The organism is Streptomyces sp. QH1-20 (assembly GCF_041283565.1).
GTDB lineage: Bacteria > Actinomycetota > Actinomycetes > Streptomycetales > Streptomycetaceae > Streptomyces > Streptomyces syringius.
Window position 1 is genome coordinate 4020064 of sequence record NZ_CP166299.1, and the last position, 17303, is coordinate 4037366.

A 17303-nucleotide genomic window follows, 5' to 3' on the forward strand; every position below is an offset into this window, starting at 1 on the left:
GCCCCTGGCGGTGTTGGTGGTGCGCCCGGGATCTCGGCCCGCCCAGGGCCCGTCCGGCGGACCTTCGTGGATCGGCAAGCGGCGTCGGGAGCCCGCGAGGATCCGCCGGACAGGCCCTAGCGGGACCTGAGTGCCTCGGCGACGTCGGTCAGGAGGGAGTCGGCCGTCTCGCGTGCGCCGGGGCGGTCGCGGCAGGAGAGGGTCAGTTCCGTGGAGTCGCCGACGCGGCAGGCGCTCAGGAACATCTCGGCGTACGGGACCAGCATCGGCAGCGTGGAGAAGGAGGTGAGACGGAAGGCGGGCGTCGAGTACGTCTCCGGGTCCACCTCGCCGTGGTCGGTGATGATCGCCGTGCAGGGGAAGCGGGTGCCGTCGAGTTCCCGGGCCTCGCTCAGGTTGTTGGCGAAGGGGTTGTCGCGCAGGAAGTCCCGGTCGAGGACGGCGACCTCGGCCTTGGTGATCAGGGCGCGGACCAGCGTGGAGTGGACGCGTTTCCAGCTGTCGTCGCGCCGCAGGTCCAGCACCATCTGCGAGGTGAGGTTGGCGGTGGAGCGCACCGCCGGGTCGTGGCGGCGCAGGTCCACGGGGACGATCAGACGGCCGGTGTCCGTGGCGAGGTGGCGGGAGAGCGCGGCGGCGGCGCGGGCCGTGACGCCGGACGGGCCGGCGGGCACCCGGCGGCGCAGCCACAGGGGACGCGCCCCCGCGGGGCCCCGGCCGATGATCGTGGGCAGTCCGGTGAGCCGGGTGGCCCCGGGGGACGGGGGCACCTCGCCCGCCGCCGCGCGGAAGTGAGTGTCGTCCACCGTGTCCGGGCAGCCGACCGGGTCCTCGCCGCGCAGCGCCCGGAAGAGGTCCGCGATCCACTGACGCAGACCGCGCCCGTCGGTGACGATGTGGCTGGCCCGGACGATCAGCTGGGGCCGCTCGCCCGGGATCAGGCCCACTTCGCAGACGGGGCCGGTGACCACGGACAGGTCACGGTGGAAGAACGGGTCGTCCGGGCCGGTGCCGGCGGGCAGTTCCACGACCTCGGGAACGGTGCCCGTGGCACGCCAGAAGGAACCGCTGCGGCGGACCGCGAGACCGGGGCTCGCCAGGGTCGCCGCGCGCGCCGCCTGCCGCAGCGCGTCCGCCTCCAGCGTGCCCTCCCCCTCGAGCACCATCTGGATCAGCTGGGGGGTGCCGGTGGCGGCGGCGTTGAGATAGCCGCGTTCGATCGGGGAGATGCGGCGGGTGTACGGCCGTACGGCGGTGGTGGTCATTCCTGCTCCAGGAGGTGGAAGCGCACCGGGGAGGGTGTGTCGCAGGCGAGGGCGAGGTGCAGGGGCGGGGTGTCCTCGGCCCGCAGGACGAGGGAGCGCACCTGGTAGGTGCCGGTGCCGGTGGGCCGCCAGCCCGGCCGCCACTCGGGCAGCCGGGTTCCGGCGAAGGTTTCCTTGGTCAGGTGCGAGGCCTTGATGAGCGCCTCGCACTCGGCGAAGTCCCTGATGGTCGCCTGCTCCTGGCGGCCCAGCAGATCGCCGAGCCAGCGCAGCGCGTGCGGCCGGTCGCGCTCGTCCTGGAGGTCCACGCCGATCGCGCGGCCGGCGGGCGCGAAGGCCACGGCGCTGTGCTCGCCGCAGTGCGTGACCGACGCGGTCAGCTCCAGGGCGGGCACCGACCAGCGTTTGTGGGCGTCCCGGGCCAGGTCACCGGGGGTGACCTCGGCCCCGTAGGTCGTGGCGAGCGCCTGGACGATCAGGGAGCGGCCCGAGGCGCTGAGCCGCTGCCCCATCCGGTCGCGGGGCAGCCGGCGGTGCCGGGAGATCAGGACGTTCACCGTCTCTCCCGGCGCCGCGGGGCCGTCGGGCGTCAGCGTGTACCCGGTCAGGCCCGGGTCGAGGAGCAGGCCCATCGAGGCGCCCATCACGCCTCCGTGTCGAGAACGGCCGCCGCGTAGCTCCCGCCGTACGCGAAGCTGGACAGCAGGACGGGTCCGGGGGTGTGCGCGCCGGTGAGGGCGGCGACCAGGCCGAGGGCGCCCGCGCTGCCGTAGGTCTCGCCGAGCAGGGCCTTCGGGGCGAGGACCGGGCGGTCCGTGAGGCCGGAGAGGCGCAGGGCCGCCTGCTGTGCCAGGTCGACCAGCGGGTGACCGGACGCGGCCGAGACGACCGTGGCGATGCCCGCCGGGTCGAGCTCCGCGTCGGCGAGCGCGCCGCGCAGCGAGCGACCCCAGGCCGCGCCGTCCCGGGCGATCCGGCCGATGCCCGCCGCCTCGCCACTGGCGCCGAAGCCGCGGACCCGCGCCAGGACGTCGGCGCCGCGGGCCCGGGCCGCGTCCCGGCTCTCCAGCAGGATCGCGGCGGCGCCCTCACTGAGGACGGTGCCCGTGCGCCCGCCGGGCACGATGCGCGCGGACCGGGCGTAGCCGGGCAGCGCGGCCTGGGTGGCCAGGGCCTGCTCGGGGAACTCGTCGGCGATCACGACCATGATCCGCTCGGCGGCCCCGCGGGCGATGACCCGGGTGGCGAGCTGGAGCGCGAGCACGGAGCTGGTGCCGCCGTTGGCGATGGTCGCGGTGTAGCCGCGGTAGCGGTGCAGCATCGCGACGTGGCCGGCGGCGGCGTTGACCACGGTGTTGGCGAACAGGGACGGATTGGCCCCGGTGATGCCCGACCGCACCACACCCTCGTGGAACTGGAGGACCGAGGTCACCGGGCCGTACCCGGTGGCGAAGACGATGCCGGTCGCCTCGGCCTCGGCCCGCGACGGCTTGCCGTGGCGTGCGTACAGGTCGCCCACGGCGGACGCGGCGAGCAGGCTCAGCGGGTCCATGCGACGGGCGCGGCTGGGGTTAGTACCGCGTGCGGCCGCCTTGATGTCGACCCGGCCGACGGGCACCCGCCCGATGCCCGCGATCTCCTCGTACGTCTCGAAGCAGGGCCGCCCCTCGGTGAAGGCCGCGGTGAGCGCGTCGGTGCCGCCCGCCGACCCGGCCAGGCCCGCGATCCCGGTGACGACGACCTCCCGGACGGCCTCACGGCGCGGGGGCCGGGAGCCGGTGAGGCCGGACCGGTTGAGGACGACGGAGGCGTTGTTGCCGCCGAAGGCGAAGGAGTTCGACACCACCACGTCGGGGTGCGCCTCGCGGCCGGTGTCCGGGATGACGTCCAGGCCGGAAGGGGAGCCGACACCGCGGGTGTTGATGGTGGGCGGCAGCGTGCCCCGGTCGATGGCGAGGGTGCTCACCACGGCCTCCACCGCACCGGCCGCGCCGAGGGTGTGGCCGAGGATCGACTTGGTGGAACTGGCCGGCGGGATCTCCTGGCCGAACAGGTGCTTGAGCGCCTTCGGTTCGGAGGCGTCGTTGGCGGGGGTACCGGTGCCGTGCAGATTGAGGTAGTCCACGTCGCCCGGGGTGAGGCCCGCCGTGTCGAGGGCCTGGGCCATGGCGGCGCTGGCGCCCTTGCCGCTGGGGTCGGGCGCGGTCTGGTGGTAGCCGTCGCAGGACAGGCCGTATCCGCCCAGCTCCGCGAGGACGCGGGCGCCGCGCGCGGCGGCCCGCTCCACCGACTCCAGGACCATGAACCCGGCGCCCTCACCGAGGGTGAGGCCGGTGGAGGCGGACAGCGGCGAGCAGGGTTCGGCGTCCAGGGCGCCGAGTGCGCTGAAGCCGTACGCGGACAGCTCCGCCAGGGGGTCGACGCCGCCGCAGACGACAAGGTCGACGTCGCCCTTCCACAGCAGCTCGGCGGCGTAGCCGAGCGCCACGGCGCTGGCCGCGCAGGCGTTGGAGAGAACCACGCGCGGGCCGCGCAGATCGAACTCGGCCGCGATGTAGTCGCCGACGCACGGCAGTTGGGAGGCCACCGCCTGTGCGGCGTCCAGCCGCCCTTCCTGGACGAAGGTGCGGTGGGTGGCCTCCAGGGTCGGCATGGCGCCGAGGCTGGAGCCCACCACCACGGCCACCCGGTCGCGGTCCACGGTGTCGAGGTCGAGGCCGCTGCCGTGCAGGGCCTCGCGGATCGCGGTGGCCGCGAGGGCGTAGCAGCGGTCCAGGTCGGCGGGCTGCTCGGCGGTGACCATGCCCGCCCAGTCGGTGAGCAGCTCGGAGGTGTCGAAGAGGGTGTTGGTGCGGATGCCGGTGGTACCGGCCGCGATGGACGACCAGCCCTTCTCCAGGTCGTCACCGGCTCCGGTGATCAGCCCGAGCCCCGTCAGGGCGATACGCGGTGGTGTCATGGCCGCCTCTCAGGCGATCTTGCTGGTGAGGGAGCGGGCGATGACCCGGGGCAGCGTCGCGGTGCGCAGCGGGCGGGCGTCGCCCGGCTCGTCCGTGGCCGTCAGCTCCAGGCCGGGCACCCAGAAGGGGGCGTCGAGCAGCGCCAGGACCAGCTCCTCCTCCGGGTTGGCGGCGGGCGCCTGGTGCAGGACGGTGCCGACCTGCTGATCGCCCGCGGTCAGCGGCGTGCCCGCGGCGAAACGGCTGCCGACGGGGGCGACCAGCGCGGTCAGGCGGGCGTCGGCCTCGGTCGGCGCGGTCAGGTCGTCGGAGCCATGGAACTCGCCGATCCGGTTCCAGTCGATCATCCAGGCCACATCGGCCTGGCCGACGGTCAGCGCACCGAACCCGGCGCCGTACAGACCCATCCCGGCCTCGGCCTGCATCCGGGCCAGGGCTTCGGTGCCGACCTCGGCACCGCCCTTCTCGGCGACGGCGGCGAGCACCGCCTCGTGGAGGGCCTGCGGGGCGTCGGACAGCAGCAGGTAGCCGTACTCACCGGTCGAGCCGACGCGGGCCAGGTGGGCGGTGGCGCCGGGGACGTCCGGGGTGGACTCGGTGACGGCGTGCAGGGTCAGGCCGGAGATGTCGAAGTCCACGAAGCCGGCCGCGACCGACCAGGCGACGGGGCCCTCGAAGGCGGTGGCGCCCCAGCCCTCGGGGGAGACCTCGACGGTGACACCGGACGCCTCGAACTGTGCCAGGTAGCCGCCGAGTTCGTCGGCCGTCACGGCGGTGCGCGGCAGCAGCCACGACTCGTCGCCGATCTCGAAGTGCAGCAGGATCGCGAAGGGCGTCCCGTCGGCGTTCAGCGCCAGCACCTCGCGGACCGTGTCCGGCTCCACGTAGTCGGCGGACTTGGCGAGGAAGCCGTCCAGGAAGGTCAGCCGGTCGTCACCGGTCAGCCGGACCAGCGGGGCGGTGACGCGGTAGGCGCCGACGGCGGTGCGCAGGGTGGCGTAGTCGTCGGTGGCGGTGCGGTCGGCCGGGGCGATGGTGGTGGCGGTCATGATCTGTATTGCCTTTCGGATGAACGATTCAGGAAGAAAGGGGCCCGTCGTGCACGGAGAGCAGCCAGGCACTCTCCTCCGCGGCGGAGACCCCGCCGACGAGCAGGCCGGACGATGTGGCGCGCAGCACGAGTTCGTCGCCCGTGGACGCGGCGGGCGCGCAGTGCAGCCAGCGCCCGTCGGAGAGCCGGACCGAGGCCCGCCGCGCCCACACCTGGCGGAAGTCGGCGGAGGTGACCTCCCAGCGCTCCCCGGCCGATTCGAGGACGACGGGCGTCCTCAGGGGGGCGTACGGGGTGAGCCACAGGACGCTCTCGCGGTCCGTGCCGGGTGCGCGGACGTCGACGCGGATGCCGTCGTCGGCGGGGGTGATCTCCCAGCCGAGGCCGGTGCCCGGGGCGTACAGCCCGAGCGGGTGCTTCTCCTCCCAGGCGCCGGTGTCCGGCACCCCCCAGCCGAGTCCGGCGGCCCGGTCGTGGCGGCTGTTCTCACGGGTGACCCACAGGCCCGCGGACCAGTGGGGGTGGTAGCCGTAGGAGCGGGTCCGGGGGTACGGGCTGCGCAGCACCTTGGTGGTGCTCTCCTGCCAGGCGGTGACGCCCCCCGCTTCGGCGCGCAGCTCCAGCGTGCGCGCGGGGACCGCACGGCACGGACGGATCTCGGTGCGCATCCGGGCGACGCCGTCCGGGCCGGGGGTCAGGCCGCGCTCCAGGAGCGTGCCGTGGACGAGCCGGACCCGGCCGTCGACCGGCAGCGAGAGGCGTACGTCGTTCCCCTGCCACGTCAGCACGCCGCCGTCGGGGACGACATGGGACGCGGCGACGACCTCGGAGGCGTCGCGCACCCCCAGGCCGAGCCCGATCGGGTACGTCTGACCTTCGGCGTCGGTGAAGACGCCCTGGCGCAGGCCGACGGTCTGGAAGACGCGCCCGGTGGCGGAGCCGGTGCGGGTGAACTCCTGGACCAGGGCCGTGCCGTCGAGGGTGAAGGTGCCGGTGACCGTGTCGTCGCCGTGCCGCTCGGTGACCCGGACGCCGCCCTCGACGGGCTCCAGGGTGAGGTCGCGCGGCTCGCCCTCGCGCCAGCCGGCCGGGCGGTCGGCGCGGCAACTGGGCCAGGTCGAGACGAACACCGGGCCCAGGTGCCCGTCGGCCAGGACGCGCACCGTGCCGTCCTCGCCGTCCACCTCACAGGTGAGGGCGCCCTGGGTGAACCGGTACGGCGCGATGCCGCGCACGTCCCGCACCCGGTACGGCGGCCGCGTGATCCGCAGCGCGCGCACCTCGCCGCCGGGCTCGGTCAGGCGAGCCTCGCGCACGGCCCCCCGGCCGACGTCCACGGTGGCGTCGAGCCGGAACTCGCCGAGCGCCAGGCAGTAGTCGATGGTGCGGACCCCGTCCACCACCCGAACGTCGGAGCTGAGCTCGTCGTCGCGGGACTCGCTGACGGAGGCGAAGCTGGTCAGGCTGCCGAGGGCCGCCGTGGCCCGCTCCCCCAGGTCGGCGAAGACGCTGCGCAGGACGAGCGGGATGTAGTTGTGCAGTTCGACGTTGCCGTCCTCGCCGGGGACGGCCCGGCCCACCGAGACGCAGCCGACGCGCCGGTAGAGCCGGAACGCCACGGTGTTCGCCGGGTTGACGGTCAGCCGCAGCACCAGGCAGCCGGAGCGCATCATCCACTCGACGGCCTCGGTGAACAGCCGTCCCGTGACCATGCCGCCCCGGTGGGCGGGGTGGACGAAGAACATGTCCGCGATGAGTTCGCCGGCCCGGGCCGAGCGCCGGCCGGTGTTGTGGAACAGGCCGAACGTACCCACGAGCCGCTCGCCGTCCACGGCCACGAGGAACATCGCCGTCTCCCGCTCGGCCAGTTCCCGGGCGAGCTCGGCGCCGCCGATGCCCCCGGCGACCGGGTTGGGGTTGTCGCGGTGGCGGTTGTAGAGCTCCGCGATGACGTGGGCGTCGCCCTCCTGGTACGGGCGGATCGTGAGAGTCATGGACACACCTCCTTCTGTCTCAGGTGCGGTGGGGTTCAGCCCTTGCGGCCGGTGGTGACGACGAGGGTTCCGGCGGCGGCGAGTTCGGAGCCGACGCTCGCCCGCACCTTCACCTGGCGCAGGCCGCCGAGCCGCTGCCCGAGCCTGGCCTCGAGGGTGAGCTGGTCGCCGGGGACGACGAGCCGGGAGAACTTCATGTTGCTGATCGAGCCGAGGTAGCCGACGCTCCGCGAGGCGTCGGATTCCGCGGTGCCGTCGGTGCCCGGGTCGCTCTCGGTGTTCTCGAGGATTTCCGCGACGTAGACGACGGCGACGAGCTGGGCCATCGCCTCGACGATCAGCACGCCCGGCATGATCGAGTGGTCGGGGTAGTGCCCGGCGAAGAACGGCTCGTTGACGGAGACGCTTTTGACGCCGCGTCCCGAGACGCCCGGTACGACGTCGTAGGCGCGGTCGATCATCAGCATCGGCCAGCGGTGCGGCAGCATCCGCTTGATGTCGTCGGACGAGTAGCTCAGGCCCTTGCGCGCCTTGTCCGGGGCGTCGAGGAGGCCGGGGGCGGGGCTCACGCGGCGGCCTCGCGGTCCTCGATGAAGTCGACCAGGGCGTTGATGGAGCCGAAGGCCTCGAAGTCGTCGTCGCTGATCAGCACGTCGTACTCGTTGTTGACCATGACGACGATCTCCAGCGTGTCCAGCGAGTCCATCTCCAGGCCCCGGCCGAACAGCGGCTGGTTGTCGGAGACGACGGCCGGCTCGACATCGAGCCCGAGCCGGTCGATGATCATCGACTTGATCTTCATGTTCTTGGCGAGACGGGCCTCGCCCCGGGTGCGGACGTCCTCGAAGGTGGCGGTGGACATAAGGGTGTTCTCCTAAGTGGCTTGATAAAAGGGCTCAGTTGGGGATCATTCCGCCGTCGACGGTGAGCACCTTCCCGGTGATGTACGAGGCGGCGGGAGAGGCCATGAAGACGGTGGCTTGGGCGACCTCGGCGGGGGTCCCGGTGCGGCCGAGGGGGATCGCCTGGAGTGCTTCCTTCAGCCGGGCCGGGGGGACCTTCTTGACCATGTCGGTGTCGATGAAGCCGGGGGCCACGACATTGACCCGGATGCCGCGCGGCGCCACTTCGAGCGAGAGGGTCTTGGCCAGCGAGATCACGCCGCCCTTGCTGGCGGCGTAATTGGCCTGCCCGGCCCGCCCGGCGATGCCGCTGGTGGAGGCGATCATGACGATGGAGCCGCCGTCCGTGTACATCTGCTTGGTGGCCTCGCGGGCGGTGAGGAAGGCACCGGTGAGGTTGGTGTTGATGACCTCCTGCCACTTGCCGCTGCTCATGGCGGCGAGATGGCCGTCGGCGGTCACCCCGGAGTTGAGGACGGCGACCTGGACCGGCCCCCATTCGGTGCGGATCCGCTTGAACATGCCGCTGACCTGCTCCTCGTCCGCCACATCGGCCTGGACGAGGAGCGCCTGGCGGCCCAGGGCGCGGATCCGCTCCGCGACCTGTTCCGCCTTGGCGGCGCCGGACCGGTAGTTGAGGGCGACGTCGCAGCCGTGCTCGGCGAGCGCGAGCGCGGTGGCCGCGCCGATGCCGCGCGAGGCCCCGGTGACCAGGGCCCGGGTGCCCTCGGGGAACAGGAAGCTCATGCCGCGCCTCCCGCCATGGCCGCGGTGACCTGGTGCCGGCCGGGGTCGAAGCCCGCGGCCTCGCTGCCGATGCCGTGGCGGGTGGCGGCCTCCAGGACCGCCTGGGCGACGGCGAGGTCGAGGATGCCGAGGCCGAACGGCGAGAAGACGACGGTCCTTTCCGTCACCGGGGCCTCACCGCTGCCGAGGACGGCCGCGATCTCGGCGTCCACGAAGCGGCGGTGCCCGGTCTCCTGCTCGGCACGGTGCAGCGAGGTCTGCTCGCGCATCACGTGCTCGATGTCGTCGACCACGTTGTACGCGTTCAGGACGGAGGCCGTGCTGAGGTCGCGCAGCGACAGGTGCAGGATCACCTGGTGCCCGGGCCGGTCGGGGTGGGCGGCGAGGTCGAGCCAGTACGTGGAGTCGGTGGTGGCGATGGAGACCGTGTCGGCGCGCAGCGCGTCGTCCAGGTCACCGGCCGTGAAGTCCAGCGCCGGCCGCTCGGCCGAGAGCTGGGCGGCGAGGGTCTCGGCGCGGCCGGGCACCGCGTCCTGGAGGGTGACGGTCCGCAGCTCGGGGTGGATCAGCGCGAGGAAGTCCAGGACGCGCCGGTTGATGGTGCCGCAGCCGATCAGACCGAGGGTGGTGACCGGGCGGTCACGGTGCAGCGCCCGGCTGGCGAGCGCCGCCGAGGCCGCGGTGCGGGACGCCGAGATCTGGCTGGCCTCCAGGACGGCGGTCGGATAGCCGGTGTCGAGGTCGTTGAGGATCTGCACCGACGAGGCGCGCTGAAGACCACGCTCGACGTTGGCGGGGAAGGACGAGATCCACTTCAGGCCCATGACGGGCTCGGATCCGCCCAGGTAGGCGGGCAGGGAGATCACGCGGGAACCGGAGGTGCCGGGCGGGCGCAGGAAGCCGGAGAACGGCACCTCCGAGCTGCCCTGGCCGTGCAGCACATACGCGGTGCGGACCGCGTCGAGCACGGTGGCGTCGAGGCCGGTGAGCGCGGCGGCGACGTCCTCGCGACCGAGGATTCTCATGACTGGTCGATTCCTTCGTACGAAGAGTGAGTGGGTGCGGCGCGGGGGAGGGCGGCGGTCAGCCGAGGCGGGACTTGACCCAGGCGTCGCTGTAGATCGTGTCGAGGTAGCGGTCGCCGCCGTCGGGAAGGATCGCGACGCAGGTGGCGCCGGGTTCGATCCAGGACCCGGCGTCCAGCAGGGCCGCCGTGACCGCGCCGGACGAGCCGCCGGCGAGGATCGACTCCTTCGCCAGGAGGCTGCGGCAGCCGCGTACGCAGTCCAGGTCGGTCACCTTCACCACCCGGTCCGCGAGACCGGGGCGCAGCAGCGGCGGGACCACGGCCGCGCCGTGCCCGGGGATGGTGCGGCGGTGTGCGCGCTCCCAGGGCTCGGGCGGGCCGAAGATCACGCTGCCCACCGCGTCCACCGCCACCAGCCGGGTGGGCAGGCCCTCGGCGGCGATGTACTCGGCGCAGCCGCGCAGCGTGCCGGTGGTTCCGGCGGCGACGAAGAGGTAGTCGGGGGCGTGCGGGAGCGCCTCGTGGATCTCGCGCATGGTGTGGTGGTGGGCACGGGCGTTGTACTCGTTGCCGTACTGGTCGGGCCAGTAGGCGTCGGGCACCGTGCGCAGGAGTTCGCGCACCCGCCGGAGCCGGGAGGGCAGGTACTCGCCGGTCTCCGGATCACGGTCCACGACCTCGACCGTCGCCCCGTACGCCCGCATGATCGCGGCGTTCTGGGTGGTGGTCCGCGGGTCGACGACACAGATCAGTCGGAGCCGGTAGAAGTTGCACAGCTGGGCGAGGGCGATGCCGAGGTTCCCGGAGGAGGACTCCACGACGGTGGAGACGCCGGGCACCAGCTCCCCTGTGGACAGGGCACGTTCGATCATGGAGCGGGCGGCGCGGTCCTTGATGGAACCGCCCGGGTTGAACCGCTCGCACTTGCCCCACACCTGGAAACTCGTCGGCGGGAACAGACGGTCGAGGGCGACCAGCGGAGTGGCGCCGATCGTCGCGAGGATGTCCGGATCGCGGGGGCGGGCCGCGGGGACGGCGCCGATCGCCGCGGCGGAGGAGACCACGGTCATGCCGGTACCTTTCTGCTGATCTGGACCCGGAGTTCGCTGACGTAGCGCTCGCCGTCGGCGTCCGTCAGCCAGGAGTCCTCCGGGTGGGGCAGCGGCTCGCTGAGGATCACGGTGGCGGCCGCGTCGAGGCGCCGGGCGCGGCGGACGAGGTTGGCGAAGGAGAGCACGAGGGTGGGGCTGGTGAAGTCGACCAGGGACGGCTTCGTCTCCTGCGGGAACTTCACGAACGCCTGGTCGGGCAGCCCGCGCTCGCGCAGCCATCGCCGTACGGCCAGGTAGTCGCCCTCCCGGTCGGGCTTGGCGGCGAGCGGGATCTCCCCGGCCGGCACCCGCCAGGTCTCCCGGAACAGCACCAGCCCGTCGAGGGTGACGCGCGGGGCGTGCGCCCGGTCGAGCCCGATCTTGAAGGCGTCCGCGGCGATGATCGACACCGGGACGGCGAGCAGCTCGGCCATGCTCCACTCGCGCCCGTCGGGCGTGGTGGCGGTGACCGTGCCGTCCCGGTCGGCCAGGGTGATCGCGACGGCCGCGTCGATCCGGGAGCGGTCGTCGAAGGGCGCCCGGGTGAAGCCGATGAGCCGGTCACCCGCGCCGATGGGCGCGGGCACCATGCGGCCGCTGTTGCGCTTCCAGTCGACCGGGAGCAGCGGCACCAGGCGCGGGGCGTCGATCGCGGCGTTCACCTTGTCGCGCAGGGAGCCCGTGTCGCCGGTCCAGTCGAGGAACGGCAGGTCACAGGTGGCGAGGCAGGCGTGCAGCTCGCCGAGCACGACGGTCAGGCTCCCGTCCGCCTCCCGGGCCACTTGCAGATCCGGGCTGTGCAGGGCGAGATGGGGCGAGCGGACCGGTCCGGTGGCGAAGGCGACGCGCGCCCTCTCCTCGATGTCCTCGACCTTGAGGTCGACGCGCTCCGCACCGACCGGGTCCAGCACCTCGCGCCACTTCTCGGCCAGTTCCCGGGTCGCGGTGTGCACCGGTGCGGCGCCGTCACCCCAGAACATGCCGAGCACCTGCGGCCACACGTCGGCGAGCGTGACACCGGAGCGCCGCGCGGCGGCGGCCCGGACGAGCGCGGCGATCTCCGTCTCGACCAGCTCCACGAGCCGGTTGCCGAACCAGTCCGCCGCGTCCGCCACCAGGGCGAGCGGGCGGGCGACGGCGTCCAGGAAGTCGGTGCCGACCTCGACCCGGCAGTCGCGCTCCGCGTCCTGGTAGCAGAGGGTGCGGCCCGCGTAGGCCTTGCCCTCGTCGCGGGACGCGTCGAGTCCGGTCGTCCGGACGAAGAAGGTGTCCAACTCGTCCAGGCGCAGGGCGAGCTCGTCGGCGGAGTCCGCCGCGTCGACGGCGTCGCGGTGCCGGTCGAGGTCGGTGAGGACCGCCTGGAAGCGGACGGACAGCTCGGGGTCGGCGACGGCGGCCACGCGCCGCCGCAGGATCCGCTCGGCCCGCACGTCGACCGGGATGTTGGCGTCCCAGGTCAGCACGCGCTGCTTGAGCAGCCGCGTCAGGATCTTCTCGACGCGGGCCCGCGCCTCGTCCGCCGGCCAGCCGTCCTCGCGTACGAGGGCCTCGGTGATCGCCGCGCCGTTGCGCTCGCCGTCCGCGTACGCAAGGACCTGGCGGTCCTCCGGGCGCAGCCGCATGACGCGGCCGCCCGGCAGCAGCAGCCGGTCGCCGTCGAGGTGGACGTCGGGGCGCGGCAGCGGGGGGAACCACCAGCGGGCACCGGGCCGGGAGACCATCCAGTCCGCGAGGGCGGCCAGCGCCCAGCGCTCGAAGAACGTACGGCTCCGGGCGACGAGCCGCTCGCCGTGGTCCACCGCGAGCGCCTCGGGGGTGCGGCCGACGGACATCCAGGCGGCCGGCCCGAAGAAGCCGATCGTCTCGGCCTTGGCGCAGTAGCGCAGCCAGTACATGGCGAGGGTGCGTTCGCGCTGCTTGCGCTTGGACTCCTTGCCGGTGCCCAGGGCGAGGGCGTCGAGGATCCGGTAGACGGTCCGGTTCTGCCAGGCGATGGCCGTACGGACCTTCTCGTCGCGGGCGAGGACGGCCAGGCGGCGTGCCTCGGCCTCGCTGTCGGCGCGGTAGGCGGCGGCGAAGGCGTCGCGGTCCCCGCGGTCGGCTGCTGCGGCGGCGTCCGGCCCGCCGAGCAGGGCGAGACCGGAGGCGGGGAAGCCGGCGCTGCGCAGCAGCCCGATGCCCCACATGTGCCACTCGCTGTCACCGAGGCGACGGGTGGGCCGGAAGTCGGCCCAGTCGTGCGCGCGCAGCGCTGCCCGGGTGCCGGTCACGAGGGCCGCCTCTCGATGTCCGCGTCCGCGCCGCGCAGCACGGCTGCGAGGCGGGAGACGCCTTCGGCGATGCGACCGCGGGGGACGTTGCTGAAGGCGAGCCGGAGCGCGTCCTCGTTCTCCCCGTCGAGTCCGAAGTGGCTGCCGGGCACGAAGGAGACGCCCTGTTCCGCGGCGGCGAGTGCCAGGCGCCGGGTGTCGGCGCCGGCCGTGTGCCGCAGCCACAGGTAGAAGCCGCCGTCCGGCCGCTGCCACTGCCAGGGTCCGTCCGTGCCCAGCTCGTCCTCGAGCGCGTCGGCCATCAGGCCGCACCGCTCCCGGTAGCGCTCCCGGTAGGCGTCGATCAGCGCGTCCCAGCCGCTGCGGGCGTGGAAAGCGGCGAGCGCGGCCTGGGTGAACGCCGACGGGGACAGCGCCATGACCTCGGTCGTGCGGCGCAGTCGCTCGGCGAGCGTCGCGGGCGCGGCGATCCAGCCGCAGCGCAGACCGGGCGCGAAGACCTTGGAGAAGGTCCCGAGGTACAGGACGTTCTCCGGGTCGAGGCCCTGGAGGGTCCGGGCGGTACGCCCGTCGAAGCCGAGCAGCCCGTACGGGTTGTCCTCGACGATCAGCAGGTCCGATTCCCGTGCGGCGTCGAGGAGCTGGTGACGGCGCGTGTCGGACAGCGTGGCGCCGGTGGGGTTCTGGAAGGTCGGGTTGCAGTACAGCATCCGCACCCGCTGCCCTTCGGCCCGCAGCCGTGCCACGGTCGCGCGCAGCGCCTGCGGGTCGAGCCCCTCGGCGTCCTCGGGGGCGCCGTGCAGCCGCAGTCCGGCCGTGCGGAAGGCGGCGGCCGCGCCGGGGTAGGCGGGGGTCTGGCAGAGCACGGTCTCACCCGGTGCGGCGACACCGAGGCCGATGGCGAGCAGCCCCATCTGGGAGCCCGCGGTCGGCACCAGGTTCTCCGCGTCGGTGCGGCCGCCCTCGCGGGCCATCAGGTCGGTGATCGCGGGGACGAGGGCCTTGGCCACGTGCGGGGTGCTGTACTGGAGCGCGATCCGTCCGCCGAGCCGGGTCAGCCGGCCCATCTGCTCGGAGATCTCCTTCAGGGGCAGCAGGTCCAGGTCCGGCAGGCCGCCGGCGAAGGAGATCAGGTCACCGCCCCGCTCGAAGAGCTGCGGCATCTCGGCCGCGGGTCTGACGTCGGTCCACATGGCCGTCAACTCCCCGACGTGTCGGACGCCTTGTCCGACAGGTGCTCGTTCACGATCTTCAGCAGACCGGCCGACGAGGCGAGCGAGAGGTCGGCGAGCGCGTCGGGGTCCAGCTCGATGCCGAACCGGTCCTCGACGGCCATCACCAGGGCGACGGTGTGCAGCGAGTCCACGCCGAGGTCCACGAGCGGCGCTTCGGAGTCGATGACCCGCACGGCGCAGATCTCTTCGACGAGCTGGTCAAACTGCGACTGGTTCATGGGTGTTCCTCGTGAGTGCGGTGGTGTCGGTGGCCTGGGCGGCGGCGGCCTCGGCCATGAGCAGCCGGGCGACGGCCGCGCGGTCGGGCTTGCCGTTGGCCGTCAGCGGCACGGTCTCCAGCGGGACGATCCGGTCGGGGAGGCGGGCCGGGTCCAGGTGGCGGGCGAGGGCGGTACGGACCTCGTGCGGGGTGAGGGCCGTCTGCACGGCGAGCAGCAGCGGTTCGCCCTCGTCGGCGGGGCGGGGGGCGACGGCGGCGTACACGCCGGGGACGCGCTCGGCGGCGTGCTCGATCTCGGACAGGCCCATCCGTACGCCGCGCCGCTTGATCATGTCGTCGTCGCGGCCGACGAAGTACAGCAGTCCGTCGGCGTCGAGCCGCCCCTGGTCGCCGGTGTGCAGTTCCAGCGAACCGTCGGCGCGGCGCACGTACCGGCTCTGCCGCTCCAGCGGGATCCCCCAGTACCCGGCCATCACGGTCTCGCCCCACACGACGATCTCGCCGACCTCGCCCGGTGGCAGGGTCCGCCGGTCCGGGCCGACGATCCGTATGTGGTCCCCGGGGATGGCCCTGCCCACCGAGTCGGGGTGGTCCGCGTACAGGGCGGGGTCGAGGACCGAGATCCGCTTGCACTCGGTCATGCCGTACATGGAGGCGAAGACCGAGCCGGGGAAGGCGTCGAGCAGTTCGCCCATCACGGCGTGGCTGGGCCGGGCGCCGGTGTTGGTGAACAGCCGGACCTTCGTGGGGCGGCGCAGCTTCTTCTGGAGCAGCGTGAGGATCTGCGCGAGCGAGGGCACGAGCGGGATGACGGTGACGCCGTGGCGGTCGACGGCCCGCATCAGCGCGAGGTCGCCGCCCCGGTCGGCGAGGACCAGGGTGGAACCGGTGAGCGCGCACAGCAGGGCCTGGTAGAGCCCGTAGTCGAAGGAGAGGGGCAGCCGGCAGAGCACCACGTCGTCGGCGCGGTAGCCGAGGCGGTCGTTGACGGCGCGGACGGCGGCGAGGATCTGCCGGTGGGGGCAGACGACACCCTTGGGGCGGCCGGTGGTGCCGGAGGTGTAGATCAGCAGGGCGACCGCGTCGTCCGCCGGCTCGGCGGCGAAGAGGTCGGCCGGTGCCTGCGGTATCTCCCGCGCGGCCCGTTCCACCTCGACGGTGGCCCGGGCGGCCGTGCCCGCGGCGGGCGGGCAGATCGCGAGGGCGGCCGTGCAGTCCCCCACGATGTGCGCTATCTGGTCGTCCGTCAGGTCGGGGTGGACGGGGACGAAGACGGCCCCGATCCGGAACGCGGCCCACAGCAGGGCGAGGAAGGTGCGGTCGCCGGGGCCCGCGTGGACGATCCGGTCCCCCGCGCCCACCCCCTGGCGGCGCAGCCAGCCGGCCGCGCGGTCGGCCTGGTCGCCCAGCTCGGCGTAGGTCAGCGGCCCTTCGGCGTCGATGAGGGCGGTGTGCCCGGGGCGCTCGGCACGGGCCCGTGCGAAGAGGTCAGACACCGGCATGGGCGAGGTCCTCCTTCCGGGGGGCGGCGGCGTCGAGCCGGGCGCGCGCCTTGTCGAGGTCGCGGGGCGCGGTGACGCAGACGACGGCGAGCTGGGGCAGTTGGCGCTTGAGGATGCCCGCGAGGGTGCGGGCGGGCGGCAGACAGACCGTCACCTCGGGCGCGATCCGGCCGAGCGTCTCCAGGCACAGGTCCCAGCGCACCGGCCTGACCACCTGCTCGACGAGGCGGCGGCGGATGTCGTCCGGCTCGCTGACGACGGTGCCGTCGGCGTTGGACAGCAGCACCCCGGTCGGCCGCAGGAACGGGGTCCGCTCGGCCGCCACCGCGACGGCCTGCCGCGCGGACTCCATGTAGGGGGTGTGGAAGGCGCCCGCGACCGGGAGCGGCTTGACCGTGGCGGAGGCCGGCGGGGCGGCGGCGAGCCGTTCCAGGTCCGTCACGGCTCCGGCCGCGACGATCTGGCCGGGGCCGTTGAACGTGGCCGCGTACAGGCCCAGTTCGGCGATGCGCTCGAGGACTACCGTCTCGTCGCCGCCGACCACGGCCGCCATCGAGGTGGGAGCCTCGGCGCAGGCGGCGGCCATGGCCCGGCCGCGCACCGCGGCGAGGCGTACGGCGTCGGCGGGGTCGAGCGCTCCGGCGTAGACCGCCGCGGTCAGCTCCCCGACCGAGTGCCCGGCGGCCACCACCGGCCCCCCGGGCTCGGCCGAGCTGAGCGCCGCGTGGGCGAGGAGCCCGGCGGCGACCAGCAGCGGTTGTGCGTGTTCGGTACGGGCGATCTCGGCGGCCGGCGCCTTGCTGCCCAGATGCGCGAGATCCACATCGGCGGCCTCGGACCAGGCCCGCAGCCGCTCGGCGTGCACCGGGTCGCGCAGCCAGCCGCTCAGCATGCCCGGGGTCTGGGAACCCTGCCCCGGCACCACGAATGCGTACATGAGTTCGAACCTCCTTGTGTCAGGTGTCATCGACCGGTGCGGGGCCCGGTGTCGGGGAACGGGAAGGGGTGAAGAGAGGCGACCGGGTCTCTCCGGCGGATC

General features: G+C 73.7%; 15 protein-coding genes. All 15 read right to left on the reverse strand.

From position 1 onward, the window contains the following. Window positions 1–116: 116 nt before the first annotated feature. The 15 genes from AB8O64_RS18015 to AB8O64_RS18085 are packed head-to-tail and all read right to left on the reverse strand — an operon-like array spanning window position 117 to window position 17201. The gene (locus AB8O64_RS18015; RefSeq protein WP_370420006.1) at window positions 117–1265 is read right to left on the reverse strand and encodes a hypothetical protein; all 1149 of its coding nucleotides are present in this window, start codon (window positions 1263–1265) and stop codon (window positions 117–119) included. Then, entirely contained in the window at window positions 1262–1909 is a 648-nt protein-coding gene (locus tag AB8O64_RS18020; protein WP_370420007.1) for a hypothetical protein, read from the reverse strand. The genes AB8O64_RS18015 and AB8O64_RS18020 overlap by 4 nt, the downstream gene beginning before the upstream one ends. Further along, on the reverse strand, window positions 1909–4224 hold the full coding sequence (locus tag AB8O64_RS18025) for a beta-ketoacyl synthase N-terminal-like domain-containing protein (RefSeq protein WP_370420008.1): 2316 nt from the start codon (window positions 4222–4224) through the stop codon (window positions 1909–1911). The genes AB8O64_RS18020 and AB8O64_RS18025 overlap by 1 nt, the downstream gene beginning before the upstream one ends. A 9-nt stretch (window positions 4225–4233) precedes the next feature. After that, window positions 4234–5274, reverse strand: coding sequence for an aminomethyl transferase family protein (locus tag AB8O64_RS18030; protein WP_370420009.1), 1041 nt, complete (start codon window positions 5272–5274; stop codon window positions 4234–4236). A 28-nt stretch (window positions 5275–5302) separates the two neighbouring features. Continuing rightward, window positions 5303–7270 carry an N-acetyltransferase family protein gene (locus AB8O64_RS18035; protein ID WP_370420010.1) on the reverse strand — a complete coding sequence of 656 codons (1968 nt, stop codon included), beginning with the start codon at window positions 7268–7270 and terminating at the stop codon, window positions 5303–5305. Window positions 7271–7305: 35 nt separating this feature from the next. Then, window positions 7306–7839: a 3-hydroxyacyl-ACP dehydratase FabZ gene (fabZ, locus tag AB8O64_RS18040; RefSeq protein ID WP_370420011.1), complete on the reverse strand. Its 534-nt coding sequence runs from the start codon at window positions 7837–7839 to the stop codon at window positions 7306–7308. Next, window positions 7836–8132: an acyl carrier protein gene (locus AB8O64_RS18045; RefSeq protein ID WP_130878604.1), complete on the reverse strand. Its 297-nt coding sequence runs from the start codon at window positions 8130–8132 to the stop codon at window positions 7836–7838. Before AB8O64_RS18045 ends, fabZ begins: the two co-directional genes overlap by 4 nt. A 34-nt stretch (window positions 8133–8166) precedes the next feature. Continuing rightward, on the reverse strand, window positions 8167–8919 hold the full coding sequence (fabG, locus tag AB8O64_RS18050; protein ID WP_370420012.1) for a 3-oxoacyl-ACP reductase FabG: 753 nt from the start codon (window positions 8917–8919) through the stop codon (window positions 8167–8169). After that, window positions 8916–9944 (reverse strand): 2,3-diaminopropionate biosynthesis protein SbnB, encoded by a 1029-nt coding sequence (gene sbnB / locus AB8O64_RS18055; RefSeq protein ID WP_370420013.1) that lies wholly within the window; start codon window positions 9942–9944, stop codon window positions 8916–8918. Before sbnB ends, fabG begins: the two co-directional genes overlap by 4 nt. A 58-nt stretch (window positions 9945–10002) precedes the next feature. Then, the gene (sbnA, locus tag AB8O64_RS18060; RefSeq protein WP_370420014.1) at window positions 10003–11016 is read right to left on the reverse strand and encodes a 2,3-diaminopropionate biosynthesis protein SbnA; all 1014 of its coding nucleotides are present in this window, start codon (window positions 11014–11016) and stop codon (window positions 10003–10005) included. Then, window positions 11013–13307 carry a lantibiotic dehydratase gene (locus tag AB8O64_RS18065; protein WP_370420015.1) on the reverse strand — a complete coding sequence of 765 codons (2295 nt, stop codon included), beginning with the start codon at window positions 13305–13307 and terminating at the stop codon, window positions 11013–11015. The genes sbnA and AB8O64_RS18065 overlap by 4 nt, the downstream gene beginning before the upstream one ends. Beyond that, window positions 13304–14500 (reverse strand): PLP-dependent aminotransferase family protein, encoded by a 1197-nt coding sequence (locus AB8O64_RS18070; protein WP_370420016.1) that lies wholly within the window; start codon window positions 14498–14500, stop codon window positions 13304–13306. The genes AB8O64_RS18065 and AB8O64_RS18070 overlap by 4 nt, the downstream gene beginning before the upstream one ends. A 5-nt stretch (window positions 14501–14505) precedes the next feature. Further along, entirely contained in the window at window positions 14506–14760 is a 255-nt protein-coding gene (locus AB8O64_RS18075) for an acyl carrier protein (protein WP_365206108.1), read from the reverse strand. After that, window positions 14741–16264, reverse strand: coding sequence for a class I adenylate-forming enzyme family protein (locus AB8O64_RS18080; protein ID WP_370420017.1), 1524 nt, complete (start codon window positions 16262–16264; stop codon window positions 14741–14743). The genes AB8O64_RS18075 and AB8O64_RS18080 overlap by 20 nt, the downstream gene beginning before the upstream one ends. After that, window positions 16251–17201, reverse strand: a complete 951-nt coding sequence (locus AB8O64_RS18085; RefSeq protein ID WP_370420018.1) for an ACP S-malonyltransferase — start codon at window positions 17199–17201, stop codon at window positions 16251–16253. Before AB8O64_RS18085 ends, AB8O64_RS18080 begins: the two co-directional genes overlap by 14 nt. Between the last annotated feature and the right edge of the window lie 102 nt (window positions 17202–17303).

Excerpts from the sequence above, each read along its gene's own strand:
- AB8O64_RS18020 (WP_370420007.1), bottom strand. The coding sequence starts at position 1,909 with ATGGGCGCCTCGATGGGCCTGCTCCTCGACCCGGGCCTGACCGGGTAC.
- AB8O64_RS18080 (WP_370420017.1), bottom strand. The coding sequence starts at position 16,264 with ATGCCGGTGTCTGACCTCTTCGCACGGGCCCGTGCCGAGCGCCCCGGG.
- AB8O64_RS18030 (WP_370420009.1), bottom strand. The coding sequence starts at position 5,274 with ATGACCGCCACCACCATCGCCCCGGCCGACCGCACCGCCACCGACGAC.
- AB8O64_RS18085 (WP_370420018.1), bottom strand. The coding sequence starts at position 17,201 with ATGTACGCATTCGTGGTGCCGGGGCAGGGTTCCCAGACCCCGGGCATG.
- sbnA (WP_370420014.1), bottom strand. The coding sequence starts at position 11,016 with ATGACCGTGGTCTCCTCCGCCGCGGCGATCGGCGCCGTCCCCGCGGCC.
- AB8O64_RS18015 (WP_370420006.1), bottom strand. The coding sequence starts at position 1,265 with ATGACCACCACCGCCGTACGGCCGTACACCCGCCGCATCTCCCCGATC.
- fabG (WP_370420012.1), bottom strand. The coding sequence starts at position 8,919 with ATGAGCTTCCTGTTCCCCGAGGGCACCCGGGCCCTGGTCACCGGGGCC.
- sbnB (WP_370420013.1), bottom strand. The coding sequence starts at position 9,944 with ATGAGAATCCTCGGTCGCGAGGACGTCGCCGCCGCGCTCACCGGCCTC.
- AB8O64_RS18075 (WP_365206108.1), bottom strand. The coding sequence starts at position 14,760 with ATGAACCAGTCGCAGTTTGACCAGCTCGTCGAAGAGATCTGCGCCGTG.
- AB8O64_RS18070 (WP_370420016.1), bottom strand. The coding sequence starts at position 14,500 with ATGTGGACCGACGTCAGACCCGCGGCCGAGATGCCGCAGCTCTTCGAG.
- AB8O64_RS18045 (WP_130878604.1), bottom strand. The coding sequence starts at position 8,132 with ATGTCCACCGCCACCTTCGAGGACGTCCGCACCCGGGGCGAGGCCCGT.
- AB8O64_RS18035 (WP_370420010.1), bottom strand. The coding sequence starts at position 7,270 with ATGACTCTCACGATCCGCCCGTACCAGGAGGGCGACGCCCACGTCATC.
- AB8O64_RS18025 (WP_370420008.1), bottom strand. The coding sequence starts at position 4,224 with ATGACACCACCGCGTATCGCCCTGACGGGGCTCGGGCTGATCACCGGA.